The organism is Acinetobacter sp. YH12040 (assembly GCF_013420005.1).
Classification (GTDB): Bacteria; Pseudomonadota; Gammaproteobacteria; order Pseudomonadales; family Moraxellaceae; genus Acinetobacter; species Acinetobacter amyesii.
The window spans coordinates 325,603-343,243 of the sequence record NZ_VOZB01000003.1 but is presented as its reverse complement, the minus strand read 5'-3'; the positions used below and the strand labels follow the sequence as shown (position 1 = coordinate 343,243).

20 protein-coding genes are annotated in these 17,641 nt (G+C 41.0%); 14 read left to right on the top strand and 6 right to left on the bottom strand.

The features are described from left to right. Window positions 1-51: 51 nt before the first annotated feature. From FTT99_RS04905 to FTT99_RS04855, 11 genes are all read left to right on the top strand, one after another. Window positions 52-684: a GNAT family N-acetyltransferase gene (locus tag FTT99_RS04905; protein ID WP_168378659.1), complete on the top strand. Its 633-nt coding sequence runs from the start codon at window positions 52-54 to the stop codon at window positions 682-684. Then, a complete protein-coding gene (locus FTT99_RS04900) occupies window positions 681-1,073 on the top strand; it encodes a hypothetical protein (protein ID WP_078190999.1) in 393 nt (130 codons plus the stop codon). The genes FTT99_RS04905 and FTT99_RS04900 overlap by 4 nt, the downstream gene beginning before the upstream one ends. Beyond that, complete coding sequence (locus FTT99_RS04895; protein WP_257230539.1) at window positions 1,049-2,320, top strand: MFS transporter; 1,272 nt, start codon at window positions 1,049-1,051, stop codon at window positions 2,318-2,320. The genes FTT99_RS04900 and FTT99_RS04895 overlap by 25 nt, the downstream gene beginning before the upstream one ends. Before the next feature lie 15 nt (window positions 2,321-2,335). Then, a complete protein-coding gene (locus tag FTT99_RS04890) occupies window positions 2,336-4,603 on the top strand; it encodes a TonB-dependent receptor (RefSeq protein ID WP_180161275.1) in 2,268 nt (755 codons plus the stop codon). Between the two features lie 111 nt (window positions 4,604-4,714). Beyond that, the gene (locus FTT99_RS04885; RefSeq protein WP_180161273.1) at window positions 4,715-5,935 is read left to right on the top strand and encodes an MFS transporter; all 1,221 of its coding nucleotides are present in this window, start codon (window positions 4,715-4,717) and stop codon (window positions 5,933-5,935) included. Between the two features lie 235 nt (window positions 5,936-6,170). Then, window positions 6,171-8,342, top strand: a complete 2,172-nt coding sequence (gene mtlD / locus FTT99_RS04880) for a bifunctional mannitol-1-phosphate dehydrogenase/phosphatase (protein ID WP_180129664.1) — start codon at window positions 6,171-6,173, stop codon at window positions 8,340-8,342. A gap of 190 nt (window positions 8,343-8,532) precedes the next feature. Then, a complete protein-coding gene (locus FTT99_RS04875) occupies window positions 8,533-9,207 on the top strand; it encodes a 2'-5' RNA ligase family protein (protein ID WP_180129666.1) in 675 nt (224 codons plus the stop codon). Then, window positions 9,204-9,725 (top strand): bifunctional adenosylcobinamide kinase/adenosylcobinamide-phosphate guanylyltransferase, encoded by a 522-nt coding sequence (gene cobU / locus FTT99_RS04870; RefSeq protein WP_180129668.1) that lies wholly within the window; start codon window positions 9,204-9,206, stop codon window positions 9,723-9,725. Before FTT99_RS04875 ends, cobU begins: the two co-directional genes overlap by 4 nt. Next, the gene (gene cobT / locus FTT99_RS04865; protein WP_180161271.1) at window positions 9,722-10,774 is read left to right on the top strand and encodes a nicotinate-nucleotide--dimethylbenzimidazole phosphoribosyltransferase; all 1,053 of its coding nucleotides are present in this window, start codon (window positions 9,722-9,724) and stop codon (window positions 10,772-10,774) included. Before cobU ends, cobT begins: the two co-directional genes overlap by 4 nt. Next, a complete protein-coding gene (locus tag FTT99_RS04860) occupies window positions 10,775-11,398 on the top strand; it encodes a histidine phosphatase family protein (RefSeq protein WP_180129671.1) in 624 nt (207 codons plus the stop codon). After that, window positions 11,395-12,141, top strand: coding sequence for an adenosylcobinamide-GDP ribazoletransferase (locus FTT99_RS04855; RefSeq protein WP_111884332.1), 747 nt, complete (start codon window positions 11,395-11,397; stop codon window positions 12,139-12,141). The genes FTT99_RS04860 and FTT99_RS04855 overlap by 4 nt, the downstream gene beginning before the upstream one ends. 64 nt (window positions 12,142-12,205) lie before the next feature. Here FTT99_RS04855 and FTT99_RS04850 read toward each other — a convergent pair whose 3' ends face one another. Together FTT99_RS04850 and FTT99_RS04845 are read right to left on the bottom strand one after the other, a co-directional pair. After that, window positions 12,206-12,916 carry an LrgB family protein gene (locus FTT99_RS04850; protein ID WP_180129673.1) on the bottom strand — a complete coding sequence of 237 codons (711 nt, stop codon included), beginning with the start codon at window positions 12,914-12,916 and terminating at the stop codon, window positions 12,206-12,208. Continuing rightward, complete coding sequence (locus tag FTT99_RS04845) at window positions 12,913-13,365, bottom strand: CidA/LrgA family protein (RefSeq protein ID WP_180115562.1); 453 nt, start codon at window positions 13,363-13,365, stop codon at window positions 12,913-12,915. Before FTT99_RS04845 ends, FTT99_RS04850 begins: the two co-directional genes overlap by 4 nt. Window positions 13,366-13,462: 97 nt before the next feature. On the opposite strand from FTT99_RS04845, the gene FTT99_RS04840 reads away from it, so the two are divergent. Further along, window positions 13,463-14,362 (top strand): LysR family transcriptional regulator, encoded by a 900-nt coding sequence (locus tag FTT99_RS04840; RefSeq protein ID WP_180078900.1) that lies wholly within the window; start codon window positions 13,463-13,465, stop codon window positions 14,360-14,362. A 149-nt stretch (window positions 14,363-14,511) separates the two neighbouring features. Next, a complete protein-coding gene (locus FTT99_RS04835) occupies window positions 14,512-14,991 on the top strand; it encodes a helix-turn-helix domain-containing protein (protein ID WP_078191046.1) in 480 nt (159 codons plus the stop codon). 82 nt (window positions 14,992-15,073) lie between these two features. Here FTT99_RS04835 and FTT99_RS04830 read toward each other — a convergent pair whose 3' ends face one another. Genes FTT99_RS04830 through tusD form a run of 4 tightly spaced genes read right to left on the bottom strand, consistent with a single transcriptional unit; the run spans window position 15,074 to window position 16,499 of the window. After that, window positions 15,074-15,385, bottom strand: coding sequence for a TusE/DsrC/DsvC family sulfur relay protein (locus tag FTT99_RS04830; RefSeq protein ID WP_111884335.1), 312 nt, complete (start codon window positions 15,383-15,385; stop codon window positions 15,074-15,076). Between the two features lie 48 nt (window positions 15,386-15,433). Further along, entirely contained in the window at window positions 15,434-15,721 is a 288-nt protein-coding gene (locus FTT99_RS04825) for a DsrH/TusB family sulfur metabolism protein (protein ID WP_180035729.1), read from the bottom strand. Window positions 15,722-15,734: 13 nt separating this feature from the next. Further along, the gene (locus FTT99_RS04820) at window positions 15,735-16,085 is read right to left on the bottom strand and encodes a hypothetical protein (RefSeq protein ID WP_180035730.1); all 351 of its coding nucleotides are present in this window, start codon (window positions 16,083-16,085) and stop codon (window positions 15,735-15,737) included. Window positions 16,086-16,130: 45 nt separating this feature from the next. Further along, window positions 16,131-16,499, bottom strand: coding sequence for a sulfurtransferase complex subunit TusD (gene tusD, locus FTT99_RS04815; RefSeq protein WP_180035731.1), 369 nt, complete (start codon window positions 16,497-16,499; stop codon window positions 16,131-16,133). A 314-nt stretch (window positions 16,500-16,813) separates the two neighbouring features. Here tusD and FTT99_RS04810 point away from each other — a divergent pair, with 314 nt between their 5' ends. Then, window positions 16,814-17,458, top strand: a complete 645-nt coding sequence (locus FTT99_RS04810) for a phosphatase PAP2 family protein (protein WP_180035732.1) — start codon at window positions 16,814-16,816, stop codon at window positions 17,456-17,458. Window positions 17,459-17,641 lie beyond the last annotated feature (183 nt).

Here is a 17,641-nt window from a genome sequence, read left to right as displayed (position 1 = left end):
GATTTTTGAGCTAAGAACAGAAAAGATTAAACAAATTTAAAGGACGACATCATGACAACGTTATCACGACAACTACCTGATTTTTATGAATACCATGAGAATGAGACGCAATACTACTTACGACAAATGCAATATCCAGAAGATATGGCTTTGGTTCATAAATGGATGCATGAACCGCATGTTATTCCACAGTGGCAGCTCAATAAGTCAGAAACTGAACTAAAAGTGTATTACGAAAAAATGCTGGCAGATGATCATCACCGAATTTTGATTGTGGGGGTAAATGGTGAAGATGTGGGCTACACAGAGATCTACGAAGGAAAACGGGATCGATTAGGTTTGTACTACGACGGTGATGAGCTTGATCTAGGTTGGCATTTGTTATTTGGTGAAAAGTCCGTTTTTGGTAAAGGCTATTTACGTCCCGTCATGCGTTTATTGAGTTTTTATATCTTTGAAAATGCTGCATCAGCCAAGATTGTGGGAGAGCCTGATCATAGTGTGAAGCCTTATGCCGTCGTAGTTGAAGACATGTGCTATGAAGCGCAGCGCCTAATCCCAATGCCTGAAAAGACCGCCATGTTGTATTACTGCTTTAGAGAAACATTTTATTCAAAATTTGGTCATTACTTAAACGACTCCAAGGCATTTCAGCATCAGCAACTAGCTAAGGCGGTGTCATGAGTTATCGCTGCACCCACATGCACATACTGGACATGCGCTTTTCAGCGCATGTTTCAGTGGAAGAGTTTGAACAATGGTTGACTCAAGTTGAGCGCTTTTTTCTGAAAAGTCAGCCCTTTGTTTTGGTTATGCAAACGGCTGAGGGAACGACTTTTCCTGAAGAATATCGGCAAATACAGGCCGTTTGGTACAAGAAGTTTAAACATCTCTTTTTTCAATATTGTTTGGGTCTGGTGCGTATTGCGCAAGATCCAGATGACTTCAAACGTTTAAATACACCCGCGCTGCATGCAGCGTGGCGTGTGCCTTATTACGTTTCATTAGAACAGTCTGATGCGCTGCAATGGGCAGTGCAGAGGTGGATATGCAACAACACTCAAGAAAATTAAATCATGCAATTTCACCATCTCAAATTTCAGTCCTGAGTTTGAGCGTCGTGATTATTTTGTACTTAGCACATGCATTGCCTTTGTATTTTTACAATGTGGCTTTGCCTGCCATTTTACGACATCAAGGGGTAGATTTACGCTGGATCGGCATGTTATCGCTGCTTTATATTCCATGGGCATTCAAGTTTTTTTGGGCGCCTTGGATCGATCAGCTCTATGTCAAAAAACTCGGTAAACGTAAAACATGGCTGTTGTTTACGCAAATCGCATTGGTACTGGGGGTACTGGTTTTAGCCTTTACGCAGTTTTCTTATGGGCTGACTTTATTTGTCATTGTTGGTTTATGGATTTCAACGTTTGCGGCAACGCAAGATATTGCGATTGATGGTTATACCGTAGAGAAATTTACCGAAGGCAATTACCGTCTGGGCAGTATGGCACAGAGTATTGGGGTGGCCGTCGGTAGCATGCTTGGTGGCGCTGCAACTTTATGGATTTACCAATATTGGGGTTGGCAGTCAGCGCTCACAACTTTAGCGCTGCTGACATTTTTAACCATGTTTGCTGTGTTTTTTATTCAAGAAGAGCCTCAAACTCAACTTGCCAAAGCCGAACCAAGCCTACGACAAGCGTTTAAACGACCAGAGATTCGTTGGGCCTTGCTACTCATTGTTTGTTATCGCGTGGTTGAAGCACCCGCAATGGCGATGCTCAATCCCATGTTGATCGATCAAAAATGGTCACTGTCTCAGATTGGGGTGTTGATGTCTGTGGTGGGTGCCGGTGTCGGTCTGATTGCAGCCGTTAGTGCAGCTGTATTGCTGAAAAAAATCAAAGCAACGCAATTGTTGGTCTGGGCAGGATGGTTACGTACATTGCTATATGCCGTCATTGGGGCAGCTGTTGTATTGGGGTGGTTGAATCAATGGCATCTGCTTTTAGGTCTATTTGTCGTGCTGATGCTAGCCATTCGTTATATCGCCATGACATCACTTTATGCCTATTTCATGCAGACCAGTTCTAAAGAACAGGCGGGTACCGATTTCACTATATTAGTGTGCTTTGAATTGCTCGTTTACTTCATTGGCGGCGCATTTTCAGGCTTTCTCGCAAAATCATTAGGCTATGGACATTTTTACTTGGTATTGGCAATCGGCTCAGTAATCAGTGTCTTGCTTAGTCAACGCATTGTTTTAAAAACGCAAAATTTAAAAACTCAAACTCTTCCGACCCAATCGGAACTCTAAGAAATGGAAAAGAATATGAAACGTTTAGCTCTACCGATGCAACTGACTTGTCTCAGCTTAGCAATTTGCACTCAGCTTTATGCGCAAGACGTCACGACAGACACTGCACAAAATACTGCGGTCGAAACGCAAACTGCAGAAGCTACTAAAATGGCACCGATTGTTGTGACGGCAACTCGTTCTGCGAAAAGCATTGCCGATATTGCGGGTACGGTGTACAGCATTCCTAAAGAAGAAATTGAAAAACAAGCCAATGCAGGTAAAAGCACAGCCGATATTGTCGGTTTATTGGTGCCATCACTGACTCCATCGAGTGGTACAACGTCTAACTATGGGATGACCATGCGTGGACGTGTGGTGCAATACATGATCGATGGTGTGCCGCAAACGGGATATCGTGATGGATCTCGACAACTGGCGAGTATTAGCCCGTCGATGATTGAACGAATTGAAGTGGTCTCAGGTGCAAGTAGTATTTATGGTTCAGGTGCAACAGGCGGTATTATCAATATCATCACCAAACGAGGTGGATCTGAGCCGCTGAGTTTTGAAACGAAAGTCGGTGTCACTTCTGGTAATAATTTTAAGTCTGATGCGCTAGCTTATGAAGCTGCACAAACCATGAACTTTAATCAAGGCAATTTACGCGGAACTTTAGGTGCAAGCTATACCAAACGTGGCGAAATACAGGATAGTCATGGCAACCGTATTGGGCCTGAAATTGCACAAACAGACCGTCAAGATACCGACACTTTAGATCTAAATGGTCGTGTCAGTTGGAAAATTGCCGATGGTCAAACGCTGAGTTTTGGTGCGCAATATTATAATGATGAGCAAGATAGTGACTATGGTCCAGACTATGGTCCAAATTTAAATGCGCTGCGCTCACAGCCCGTGGGTGGCAAGCTGCCGTTGTCTTTAAATGCGGTAAAAGGCTTACAACTTGCCGAACAACCACAAACTGAACGTTATAGCGTCAACGCACAATATGAAAATCAAGATATTTTAGGCCACCGTCTAAATGCTGAAACCTATTATCGAAATGAAAAAGCACGGTGGTTCCCATCTGCACGTCAAATGGCACCTGAACTCTTCTTGGTGTATCAGTCAGAAACCGATATCGATGTTTTAGGCGCGCGTGTTGCTCTACAAAAAGATCTTAACTTAAATGGTCGTGAACTGGGGCTAACCTATGGTGTGGACTATGAAAATGAAAAAGATCAACAAAATATCCAAATGTATGACAGTGCTACATTTATTCAAAGTAATGGTCTGAGTTATCAGCCGTTTAACTATTATGCCTTTGGCCCAGATGTTGAAACAGAAAAACTTGGCGTATTTGCCCAAGCGCAATATGAATTAACCGACCGTCTTGGTTTACAAGCCGGCATTCGCCATGAGCGGGTAGAAAGCGATGTTGATTCATCTGTGCCTTATATGGAAGCCATCACCGCAGATTTAACCCCAGGCTATGTGGCTAAAACACTGAATGGCGGCAAAGTAAAACATGATGCAACGCTGTTTAATGTTGGCGCGGTGTATCACTTAACAGATGCACAGCAAGTGTTTGCCAATTTCTCACAAGGTTCAAACTTGCCCGATGTGCAACGTATGCTGCGTGATGTGCCAGCAAATTCTGTGATTAATAGCCAAACCATTGACCCGATTAAAGTCAATAACTATGAGCTCGGTTGGCGTGTACAAAATGCCGGTGGTTTAAATGCCGGTGTGACGGCTTTTTATAATGACTCAGACAAGAGCCTGAAATTCGGTGCGCCGAATTACACCATTGATGTTATTGATACCGATGAACGTATCTATGGTGTCGAAGCCAATGCCAGTTATGAAGTTCAACCGAATTGGACGGTTGGAGGCACAGTTGCATATACCACGGGCCAATTTAAAAATACCCAAGGTGACTGGCAAGAATTGGATGCCATTCGTGTGGCACCTTTAAAAGGAACAGCATTTTCAGAATGGCAATTTGATAATGACATGAGCCTACGTGTTCAAGCTTTAGCGATTGGCGGTACTGACAAAGCCCAAAAAGACGCTGTGAAATATGGATCTGCTCCAGCAGCGGCAATTAAAGGCTTTGCAACGATGGACGTGATTGCCAATGCAAAAGTAGGACCGGGTAATGTGGGCTTTGGTGTCTACAACGTGTGGAATACGGATTATAAATCGGTATACAGCCAGTCGGTTGAAACTGTCTATGGCCCAATTTCTAGCCTAGCGGCTCAAGGTCGCACCTACGGTTTAAGTTATACGGTGAAATACTGATTTAAAGCCTGAATCAGGTTTAAAGCACGGTATCGTGACTTACAAAATAGAGGTGGCTTAAGTCACCTCTATTGTTTATAACGTAGCCATTAAAAATGGATAACAAAAATAATGGATCGAAATAACAAACTGTTTATTGCTGCCAGTCTTGCCAATGGTGCAAGTTTCTCGATGATATTGCCGCTGTTGGCGCCATTGGTTCGTGAGTTAAAACTTTCTGAACTACAAGGCGGTGCGATGGTTTCCGTCGGTGCGCTGCTGATGGCTGTTGGTGCCATTTACATTTCAAAAAATCAATCTAAGTTTTCGATTTATCAACTCTTGAGTATCGGTTTTGTGGGCATGGCTGTGACATGGGGGATATTTACAGCCGTGTTGATGTATGGCCTTACTGTTCATATAGGGATGTTGCTGCTATTTAGTTTATTAATGTTGTCACGCGCAGCGACTGGGGTATTTATGGCGATGCCACAGATTGCCTTGCAAACTTATGTGATGACCCGTTTTAGCAATGAGCAGCAGCGTTCACAAGCAATGTCAAAATTCGGTGCATTAAATAGTGCAGGCGTGATCATTGGTCCATTTCTAACCACCTTGCTGCTGGGCTTTGGTGGAATCATGACGCCGCTTTGGGCAGCAATCATTATTTTAGCGTTGATTTCTGTGGTCTTGGTGTTCAGCTTTGACCGACATACCGAACAGCATAGCGTTGAAAAGCCAGTGACAGAAAAGCATGAGTCACCATCTACAGATTTGAGCATTCAGCTCTGCTATCCATGGTTAATGTTGGGATTCAGTCTCTATCTTGCCATCGTGACCGTAAATTTAACGGCCGGGTTTTATATTCAAGACCGCTTTAATATGACTGCTGCAGAAGGCGCAGTGCATTTTGCAGAATGTTCTCTCGTCGTAGGTATTGCTTTGGTGATTATGCAAACGCTGATTTCTAAGTATTTAAATTGGTCCGTATATCGCTTACTGTGGGTTGGGCTGTTTAGCATGGCAGCAGCCTTGCTGATTTCGGTTTTCACCACTGAATTACAGATATTTCAAGCTACATATCTTTTATATGGTATATCGGTTGCATGTTTAATCCCTGCATTTACAACGGGTGCAGCGCAAACGGCGCCCAGTGCGTTACAGACTAAGGTGGCAAGTTGGTGTACAGCCACTCAGGCTTTGAGCTTTGTTGTCGGGCCACTGATTAGTACGGGTTTATATCAGTGGCACAAAGAATTTCCGTATTATTTTTTATTTTTAGTGATGCTCGGTCTGATCGTATTCTTTTTATTTCAAACCAAAACTCAAACCGTGAAGCGAGTTACTGAGTGAAATTGCAGTGAATTGTATATTTACAGCAATAGATCACTGTGTAGACCGTACCATCCTGACAACAGTGGGTTTTGATTACATGATGTTACTTGATCGGTGATTGATCTTACAAAATAGATTTTAAAAGCAAGCTTTTTGATTAAAAAATAACCACAATTGTTTCATTAATTCTCAAAGTACTGAATCAATAGTTTTCTCCGTTATTCTTTTCACATAAAAAAATAACGGAGGTTAAATGCTTAAATTTAATAATGATTTGGTTCTGGGCGCCATTTTTGATATGGATGGAACAATGTTTGATACTGAACGTTTACGGTTTCAAACATTGAAACAGGCATCTCTTGAATTGACCGGTGTTGAGTTTTCCGAATCATATCTGATGAATTGTTTGGGGCTAAGTGCACAAAGCGCGCATCGATTGGCCCAAGCCGAATATGATGAAAACATTCCATACGCAGATATTCGCAAACGCGCAGATGAATTAGAACTGGAGCATGTTCGTCAGTTTGGTGTACCGATCAAAAAAGGTTTGGTTCAAGTATTAGAACGCTTACGCAAGTCAGGACTGAGGATGGCCGTGGCAACATCGAGTCGCCGTGCAATCGCAGAAGAATATCTCATCAATGCCAATGTGTATAAGTTCTTTGATGTCTTAGTCTGTGGCGATGAAGTTGAAAATGGTAAGCCACATCCTGAAATATTTATGCGTGCTGCCGCAAAGCTGAATTTAAATCCTGCTGATTGTTTGATGTTTGAAGACTCGGAAAATGGTGTGACTTCGGCCTTTGACGCTGGCGGTATTACCGTACTGTTTAAAGATATTAAATCGCCCAATCAAAACATGCTGTCCAAAGCCAAATATTATTATGAATGTATGTATGACTGTTTGACGGAACTTGACCCGTTCACTGCGCATTTAGAGATGCCGCATGTGCAAGAGGCTTTTCCACAAACCCTTAATCAGCTCACTGTTGGTATTCATGGTTTTGGGGCGATTGGTGGTGGTTATTTAGCACAAATTTTGTCGCATTGGGATGGTTATACACGCCCGAAAAAAATTTATGCATCGACTCGTAACCCTCTATATCGCTCTGCGGTCAATGCATTTGGTACCTACTGTATTCGCTATGGTCAATTGTCTTATGACGAACGCATTGAAAACATGGCAGTCATTGATGCTGAAAATATTCAGCAGATGCAAGAGATGTACACAGAGTCAAGTTTGGTTGCCATCTGTTTGCCTGAAAAAGCGATTGCAGAAGAGGCCAAAACCATTGCACAAGGCCTGTATGCACGACATATTGCACATGATGAGAAAGCCATCGAACCTCTAACGATGCTGATCATTTTGAACAAAGTCGGAGCAAAACAATTATTAATGTCGCATTTAAAACAGGCTTTAACTGAGCTTGCTGGAGCGGTTGTTGCAGAGAAAATCATGCAACAACACTATTTTTGCGATACCGTGGTCAACCGCATGGTATCTAAGTTAAGTGACCAAAACTTATATCGTCAGCTCCGTATAAAATATAATATCTTCAAACAATTTCAATTAGATGAAGTTGAAGTGAATGCTCAATTAGACTTAGAAGATGCGACGAAATTAAATCCTGATCAGGAACGTCAAGCCACTTTATATGTTGAGGATATGCGTCGAAATTTCCACCCAAGTCATATATTGCAAAGCATGGATTTAATTTTATTTAACGCAGAATCTGACATGCCGATCTATGTAGAAAATAACAGTCCTTTGTTAGAAAAAATGCGTCAAATGATTTTGGTCGATCATATTGAAGATATTCAGCTAATCAAAAATCGCTTATGGAATGGCGTACATGCCATGTTGGCTTGGCAATCTGCACTGTTCAATCATCAAACCATAGGTGTGGCACTTGCAGATCATCGTGTTGATCAATTTATGCATGAACTCATTGACGAGGTGAAGGCTGGTTTAGCACTGCGCTTACCAAATCGTGCTTTTGATTTAACACGACTGGCAGAAAGCTTTATAAACTCTTGTGAACATGCGTATAAAGACCCATGTGCGCGTGTGGCACGAGATCCTTTACGTAAACTTGCAATTAATGAACGAGTGTTGGGCTCGTTGGCGACCAATGTGAAATATGGACTGGAGACAACACATCTACAACAAGGGATTGTCTATGGTTTGATGTATGCCGTGAGTGTAAATCAATGTTCGATGGATCAGGCTATCAACTTTATCCAGTTGCAATTTTCAGAACTGAAAAAGACCAACGAGCTTGAACAACTGGAACGTATTGAACAGATTGAGGCCAATGTAATGATACAGTTGCAGCATTTTTCTGATCAGTCCACAGAGCAGTTTACATCTTGGAAAAACCATGCTGTAACGCAAGATCAGAAAGATACTGCGAAATTTGCCTAAAATATAATGCTTATCTGTGCGCAATGTATATTGAATCAAAATGCTGAGTATGACTCGGCATTTTTTTATTAAAGAAAGCTCTTAGATGAATGAATTTCAGTTCTAACTGAATATTACTAAATCAAAATTGGGCAAAGTCTGTTTTGATTCATGCTTTAATAAAGCAGATTGAATTTAAAGTGATTTATCTGTGTTTCTAAAACCTTCAACGCAAGTCGTACCGACGCTCAATCAGGATTATCCCGATTGGCATCAAGGTCGTCAGCACTATGCTTTGTGGTATCTAGAAATACAGGATCCTAAATTATTGGAATATCTCACAGCACTTCGAGCGCAGTTTTCAGATATTTTATACACGCCGAATACGCGCCAATTTCATATCACCGTGTTTATTTGTGGCTTTTTTGAAGAGTTAAATAAAACCCAATTAATCGATCATTCTGAACAACGATGGAATGATAATTTCTCAGCAGATGAATTGGCACTTCACCAACAACAACTTCGACAGTTATCGCTATCTAATATTCGGTTACGTACAGGTCAGATCAATAGCTTTCAAAGCGCACTGTTTATTGAAATTGTGGATGTAGATCGTAAGTTCGACCATCTACGTCAAGCTTTGAATTTAAGTTCGAATGAAATTGCACCAATCGAATATTGTCCGCATATCACATTGGGATTGTATAAACAGGCGTGGAATAGCGATGATATTTTTGAAAGAATCCAACAAATTGAGCAGCACAGCTTTGATTTTGAAAGCGAGCAACTGACTTTTGGTCATTATCAGGCTCAAGTATTACAAGGGGCTTTGAGTCCTTATTATCAACATCAGTTCAGACAAAATATAGAGATGGCACAGTCATGATTCATTTCATTTTGGGTGGGGCACGTTCAGGCAAAAGCCGACTTGCAGAACGAAAAGCCAAAGAAAGTGCTCAAGCCGTCATCTATGTGGCTACAGCACAAGCCTATGATGAGGAAATGCAGGAGCGAATTCAGCATCATCAAGCGGACCGACCTGAACATTGGGGGCTGATTGAAGAGCCTTTGTATTTAGCCGATCGCTTAGTTGAAATAGACCAAGCGCATCAAACCATTCTTATCGATTGTTTAACGCTGTGGATGAGTAATGTATTGCTGCATGAACAAGCAGACTTTCAACAGCATCAATGCCAAAAATTACTTAAGGTGCTGCCAACATTAAAGTCAGACATTATTTTAGTCAGTAACGAAACTGGACTGGGCGTTGTTCCCATGGGGCAAATCAGTCGAAAATTCGTCGATGAATCTGGGCGCTTACATCAACAAATTGGTCAAATTGCTGACCATGTGGTGTTTTGTGTTGCAGGTTTTCCAATAATCTTAAAAGGAGATAAAGCATGAACTGGTGGCAAGAACCCTGTCAAAATCCGAGTATCGAAGCTAAGCAACAGGCGGTAAATCACCAGTTAAAGCTAACTAAACCTACGGGCTCGCTTTCAGAACTTGAAAATGTAGCGGTGCAACTTGCATCATTACAAAACACAGATCAGCCCAATATCGATTTTCCGTGGATTACCATCTTTGCTGGTGATCATGGTGTGATGGAAGAAAATATTTCGGCCTATCCTCAAGCTGTCACACGCCAAATGCTACAAAACTTCACGACAGGTGGTGCATGTATTAGTGTCATTGCACGTGAGTATCAAGCCAAACTACAAGTGATTGACTGTGGTTCTGTGGGTGATGCGTATGAATATGCAGGGGTAGAGCGCCACTGTATTGCAGCAGGGACGGCAAATTTTGCTAAAACTGTTGCGATGAGCGAATCACAATGTATTGAAGCGATGAATCTCGGCCGTAAAAGTGTTGAAGATGCTATCGCTGCACGTGCGTCTATTTATGTCGCAGGGGAAATGGGCATTGGCAATACCTGTTCTGCTTCTGCTGTTGCATGTTTTTTATTTAATGAGCCGGCCGAAAAACTGACAGGTGTTGGTACAGGTATTCGTGCTGAACAATTGGCACATAAGAAACAAGTGATTGATCAAGCTTTAGCCTTACATCAGGACTATGTTGGCCAAGATGTCTTTAAAGCCCTATGTGCCGTAGGTGGTTTGGAAATTGCCGCGATGGTTGGAGCATACATTCGCTGTGCGCAATTGGGGCTAGCAATGGTCGTGGATGGATTTATTAGTACGGTTTCTGCCTTGGTCGCTGTTCGTTTAAATCCTGCTGTACGTGAATGGATGCTTTTTGGTCATCAATCGGCTGAATATGGGCACCAACGTTTACTTCAAGCCCTTGAAGCTGAACCACTCTTAAAGTTGAATTTACGTTTAGGTGAAGGCAGCGGTGCCGGTGCAGCCTTGGGTTTAATTCGTTTGGCATGTCGTTTACATAACAATATGGCAACTTTCGCGCAAGCTGCTGTGATTGGTGAAAAAGTTTAAATGGAACATTTCCGTTTAGATATATTGCGTCATGGTGAGACTGAACTGAGCCATACCTTACGTGGCTCTACAGATGATGCTTTGACGCAAAATGGTTGGCAGCAGATGCAGCAGACTATAGATAATGCATTAGACGGCACGTATACACGCGGTTTAGCTAGCTGGGATGTCATCATCACTTCTGACTTACAGCGCTGCCGTTTATTTGCTTTGGAACTGTCTCAACAACTTGAACGTCCAATGTTTGAAAATGCGAAGTTTCAAGAAATGCATTTTGGCGACTGGGAAGCAATATCAACCAAGTATATCTATGAAAACACCCCAGAGTTACTCGCACAGTTTTGGCAAAGTCCCAGCACATTTACGCCGCCGAATGCAGAAAGTCTTCAGCAATTTCAACAACGGATATTAAGCGGTCTAGATGAGCTAGTCTTGCAGGCTCAACAGCATCATTGGCACCGCGTTTTATTGGTTTCCCATGGTGGCGTGATTAAATTATTAAAATGTATGGCACAGCAAAGTCATTTAGATGATTTATTAAAAATGACTGCCGAATTGGGACAATTAAATTCATTCATTGTTCAAAATCGCGCAAATATCCGTCTTTTGGAGCAAAGTGAATGACACCTTTTTGGATTGCTCTACAGTTTCTCACGACGTTTCCGATTCACCTTAAAGCGATGCCATCGAAACAGCAAAATGGACAGTCTTTACTGTTTTATCCTGCGGTGGGATTGTTGATCGGTGGCATTCTTGCCTTGCTTGCTTTTACATTGCATAGTCTGCCGATTATCTTACTCAGCAGTATTTTGCTGGTAGTTTGGATTTGGCTCACAGGTGGATTACATCTAGATGGTTTAGCTGATACGGCAGATGCGTGGGTCGGTGGCTTTGGTGATGCCGAGCGTACACTAAAAATCATGAAAGACCCTGCATGTGGGCCGATCGGTGTTTTGAGCCTCGTCGTGATTTGCTTACTCAAATGGTCGGCACTTTATGTTTTGCTACAACAGCAAATGTATTTGGCATTAATTGTATTTCCAGTCTTGGGACGTTTAGCCCCTTTATTTTTGTTTTTAACAACTCAGTATGTTCGCGAAAAAGGCTTAGGCTCATCGATAGCAGAAACTATTCCACGAAAGTCGGCATACCTAGTCTTTATACTCTGCCTAAGTGCATGTTTGTCTTTTAGCTGGACTGGAGTGGTCAGTATTCTTACATTTATTTGTACTTTATTGTATTTACGATGGAAATTTATTCAGCGTATAGGTGGTGTGACAGGAGATACAATTGGTGCCGCGATTGAAATCACAGAAGTGTCGAGTCTTTTAGCGTTTGTCATAGCAATACATTATTTAGCTGTATAGTTTTACAGATGAAACAGTTTAAATCATCATTTAAAAAGCCCAGAGACTGCACTGGGCTTTTTATTTATCCCAATAGATAAATGACTAAATGAATAAGCGATGGCCCAAGCAATACCATAAAGACCCCAGCAAGTACCATGCTCAAGCAGGCTGCAACACCTTCTTCTTTATGACGTGATAATGCTTTACTTGTACCAAATCCGTGTGCAGCATTGCCAAGAGCCGCACCTTGTGCAAAGCGTGAATGCAATTTAAGCCCAGCCAAAACTAGGTCAGCCATAGCCACGCCGGCAATCCCAGTAATCATGGTAAATAGAATCACCAATTCGACTGAACCCCCAATATTTGAGGTAAGTTCCATGGCAAAGGGGGTAGAAATGGAACGTGCCATTAAGCTAAAAGACGTTTCTTGGTCAAACTGAAACAACTGTGCCAAATAAAAAGCACTGATAATCCCTGCTAACATACCAATCACGATGCCTAAACTAATGCTCAGTGCATGCTGACGGATAATTTGTCGATATTCATAGATGGGAATAGCAAAGGCCACAGTGGCAGGGCCGAGCATCCATACAATCCATTGGCTTTCTTGCATATAGGTGTCATATGAAATATGAAAGCAAAGCATGAGTATAATCAGCACAAACGGGACGAATAGTGCAGGGGAAAGAACCATATACGGTAACTTACGATGTAGTTTTTTCGCCAAAACATAACCGATAAGGGTCAGGACGAAAAACAATACAGAGATGCTGTTCAACCCAAAATCGTTCATAAGGTTTTTCCTGCTGTGTTGACATCATGATCTGTCGCAGTTTGGTGTTTCGCTTTAATTTTTGCCTCGAGTTTAAAGCCCCAATAAACCGTAAATGCTGTAAACACCATGACACAGACAGTACCCAGTACCACGGCTAAAATTAACTGCCAGCCAGAGCTGAGTAATAAATCTTGATATTTAATTAATCCAACTACACAGGGGATAAAGAATAGAACCAGTTCAGCCAAAATAAAATCTGAGCCTTGTTTGACCCACTGCATTTTAAATAAACCACTCAACAATGCAGCTAATAGCAGCAATAAACCAATCACGCCAGCAGAGATCGGCAAGTTAAACCATGATTGAATGCAAGAGCCGATCCACCAGATCAATATCAATAAACTTAGCTGGGCTAAGGTCTTGAGAAACTGTGTAAATTTGGAAGTAGATTGTGGAAGCGTATCCATGAGACGACAGCAGAATAGGAGATGACGCTATTTTAAAAGTGCATACCCTGTATAATTATGAATAATTAATTATTAATTATGCTTAAATGGAATAATAATGGACATTAAAAGCTTAAAAGTCTTTGTGACCATCGTGCAAAAACAGAGTTTCAGTCATGCAGCTGAAGCGCTTTTTGTCACTCAGCCGACCATTAGTAAATTAATTCGTCAGTTAGAAGACGAGATCGGCGTACCCTTATTTCATAAAGGAGAAGCAGGTCGAAAAAGGGAAGCACAGCTCACCTATATGGGAGAGCAGATTTATCAGCATGCTTTGGTGATATTGAATGAACAACAACGGATGCTTGATACAGTCACCCAAGTTCGTGCCTTAAAACAAGGTAAATTGACTCTAGGTTTACCGCCATTGGCATCGGTGATGTTTAGTCAGTTAATCGCGCTGTTTCATAAAAAATACCCGAATATTGAATTGAGCTTTTTTGAGGTAGGGGCAACAGGTATTGAAAATGCCATTTTAAAAAAACAGGTCGATGTCGGGATCATTTTAGGTCACTTGAAACCGGTGTTAAGTGGTATTCCAGTGATGGAGTCACCTTTATGTTTATTATCTAAAAAAAACTCACAGTGGCGTAAGCGAAAAAACGTTTCGTTGATTGAATTAAAAGAAGAATCCTTTTTATTGTATGACGATACCTTCACACTCAATGACATCATTATACAGGCGGCAAATTACGTCGGATTTGAGCCCAATGTAGTGTGTAAAAGTAGCCAGTGGGACTTCATCGCCAAAATGGTAGATTCAAATGTCGGGATTGCACTCCTGCCTAAAATTTATTGTGAACAACTTGATGCGGCAAAATACCATATGGCTGAATTAGAAAATCCAAACCTAGACTGGAAACTCAGTATGGCCTGGAATACCACTGTTGCCATGAGTCCCGCAACGCGTGCATGGCTAGAAATAATTGAGGACAATAAAGACAAAATACATTTTTAGTTCATATGCAGATCAAGCCGATGAAATAAATGATTGGAAATGAAGATGGATTTATGATTTGTACAACAAAGATTATTGAAAAGGATTTTGCAAAATCAACAGGCATGAATTAAATTGGGTGTTGGTCGTTATTTTTGATGGTTCATAAAATGAAATGGGATGATATAGGTCAACAACCGTGTTCAATCGCTCGTGCGCTTTCAGTGCTAGGGGATCGTTGGACCATGTTGATTATCCGTAATGCATTTATGGGCATTCGACGTTTTGATGACTTTCAACAAAATCTCGGGGTGACGCGTCATGTGTTATCTGACCGATTAAAGCGTTTGGTTGAAGAAGGTATTTTAACCAAAGTTGCTTATGTCGAGCGTCAGGAACGGTTTGAATATCGGCTGACTCAAAAAGGCTTAGACTTGTATCCAATCCTTTTAGCTATGACCCATTGGGCTGATCAATATATGGATCAGGGCTTAGGATCACCTGTTGAATATGTGCATCAGGCATGTGGGCAAAAATTTAAACCGGTTTTGGTGTGCTCATGTTGTGCTGAACCGATCCAAGCCAAACAGGTCAAACCGATATTTACCCAAGCCTATTACATCGCTCTAAATCAATTAAAACCTGCCTAAGCTGTTTTATGGCTTTCTTCAAGATGCTGATTTGCATCTATTTAGCCAAATTAGCCTAAGCGGTATTTGGGTTGCTTTAAAATCACAAACAATTTGCAGGTTTAGGGATGCCCGCTAAACGACTTAAATGCCGAGCGACCAAACCCGTGTTAAATTTGTCTTGTAACACCGCATTATTAATATCAGCGCTTACCGTTTTCATTAAAAATTTAATGAGTGGGCGAGTTGCCGGTGAGTGACCAAACTGTTGATAAAACTGTCGCACAGCTTGTAAAACTTCAAAATGCCAAGGGCTTAACTCAAGCTCTAAACTTTTAGCCAGTTCTTGGGCAACAGCTTCATTCCAAATAGTGTAATCCACCAAATGGCCATCTTGGTCTAATTCAAGATTCATATTCATTCCAAAAGAGAAGATTGTAGAAATGGATCGCTTTTACACAAATTATTTGAGTGAAATACATCTTTTAAATCTAAGGCATAGATCAGCAAAAGCAGCATAGTTAATCACTTTCATATGACTATAATTCATAGTTTTACCTAAAATCTCAGCATCATTTTCAAGTACATAACATGTGCCAAATTGCTGAATTTGTTCATCTGCAATATGTAAGACTGCTTCACCCATCAAGATGATCACATCTTCAGGGTTGATTAAACTGGCTAACTGCTGGATGTGCTGTAGGGTATTGGCATAGCTGGCTTGGACTAAATACAGCGTAGAATTTGACATCATCATTCCTCTTTTACCAATACAACACATGATCAAATTGTTGAATTAATTCGGTATTAAATTGAACAAACTCAAGCTCTTGTTCACTGTTGATCACAAATGGATGCTGTGAATTTTTTTGTTCAATATAAATCGGGGTGAGATCATAAAATTCAAAGCTATCAACCATGTTGGATGCGAGTTTAAATGCATGCTTGAACTGACTAAACTCTTGTTCTGCTTGAAGTAAGCTTAGGGCAGCATCTTTAAGCAACACTTTAACGTCACAACCGAAGGTTGCAAGCACCATGGTCGCAGAAAGACTTTCATGTACTTGTAAGCTTGCAAGATTTGCATGGGTTAAAACAACCAGTACAGATTTCACGTAATTTTCCTTTTCAATGCTACAAATGCGCGGCAATCAAAATACTTAGAATTGCAATAAACGGTCAGCAGCTTGGACGGCATCGGCAAGTTCGCCTAGGCCCACAAGTTCAAATTGCTCAGCTAGATTATGTTGCTGAATATTGTGACGCTGTGCATTTTCCTGATCTGTGATCCCACGTGCGAGCGCTGCACTTACACAAACAGGTAAGCGAATGCTGAGTTTTTGCCATTCACTACTGAGTTTGCGTTGATCATCTGGCACCCATTGCAGGGCATTTGCCACATTTACACCATCTTGATAGAAAAAAACCCGAAAGTTTTCGCCTTTCTGCTTCAGCGCTTGGGCAAGACCCAAAGCATGCCAAGCCAATATCGAAGTGGGTGAGGAGGTAATTAGTAATAGAGTACTCATCGAAATTCACTAAATGAATAAACGGTCTAGATCGACAGTTTGTTCTGAGTTCAGAAGAAAAAGCTAGTATACAATGATTTACTCAATGATCTGAACATTTGCAAAGTTTTGCTTATTTAGGCAGCACTGCCATTGCAAATTTTTCTTCAAATAGAACGATTGGTATAACATTGGGTTTAATTTGGATTCAGCCTCAAGCCGTCAGTTTTTCATAAATAAACTGTGCGGTTACATACTGAAAAATCTTTATATGAATAAAACGCAATTTTTGATTTTACAGAGAGCTATGATCTTTTCATTTTTTAAACCATCTCATGAATATAGAGAAATTTAACTTAAGTTTATTTAATTCAATCAATGCTTCGGACAATGCTTTAGATTTCACCATTTCTTTTGCCATATTTATAGCCAATGATCTATTTTATATCGTGATTCTTTTGATGTTTTTGGCTTGGTTTAAAGTCAGTTTTGACACCAAAAAACAAATCGTTAAAGCCACTGTTTTTACAATTGTCGCATTTCTAATCAGCCAAGTGATTTCAAGTTTCTTTTACTATCCTAGGCCCTTTGTCTTGGATGTTGGACGCACGATTATAGAACATTCACCGAATGGATCATTCCCGAGTGATCACATGCTGTTTTTTAGTACGATTGCATTTTCTTATATTTTTTCAAAGCAAAAAGCTGTCGGCTATGTATTTCTAGCTTTCGCTTTTCTTGTGGCGTGGTCGAGAGTCTATTTAGGTGTGCATTATCCAATGGATATGGAGGGAGCGCTGATCATTGCGGTTTTGCTGAATTTTGTTGGACTGTCTTTATGGCGAAAATATGGGTCTTATTTGGTGAGCATGATTTTAAAAGTTTACGAGTTCCTATTCTCAGCCATGATTAAAAAGGCTATATCCGCTAAATTAAGTTTGCTAGATATTTGCGATTTCAAACTTTTGCTGCTGCTATAGTTACATTGCCAACATCCTGCTTCTCGACCTCAAAAATAGTCAGACTGCTCAATTCAATTTGCTCATTCGATTAAGATCATTTCTAATATTTTGTTGCTGTCTAACATGCTTCGCAATGTAACTATTATTAAATATCTTCTTCAAAAAGACTTCAACTCAAATGCCACGAAAACTTGTGATGTC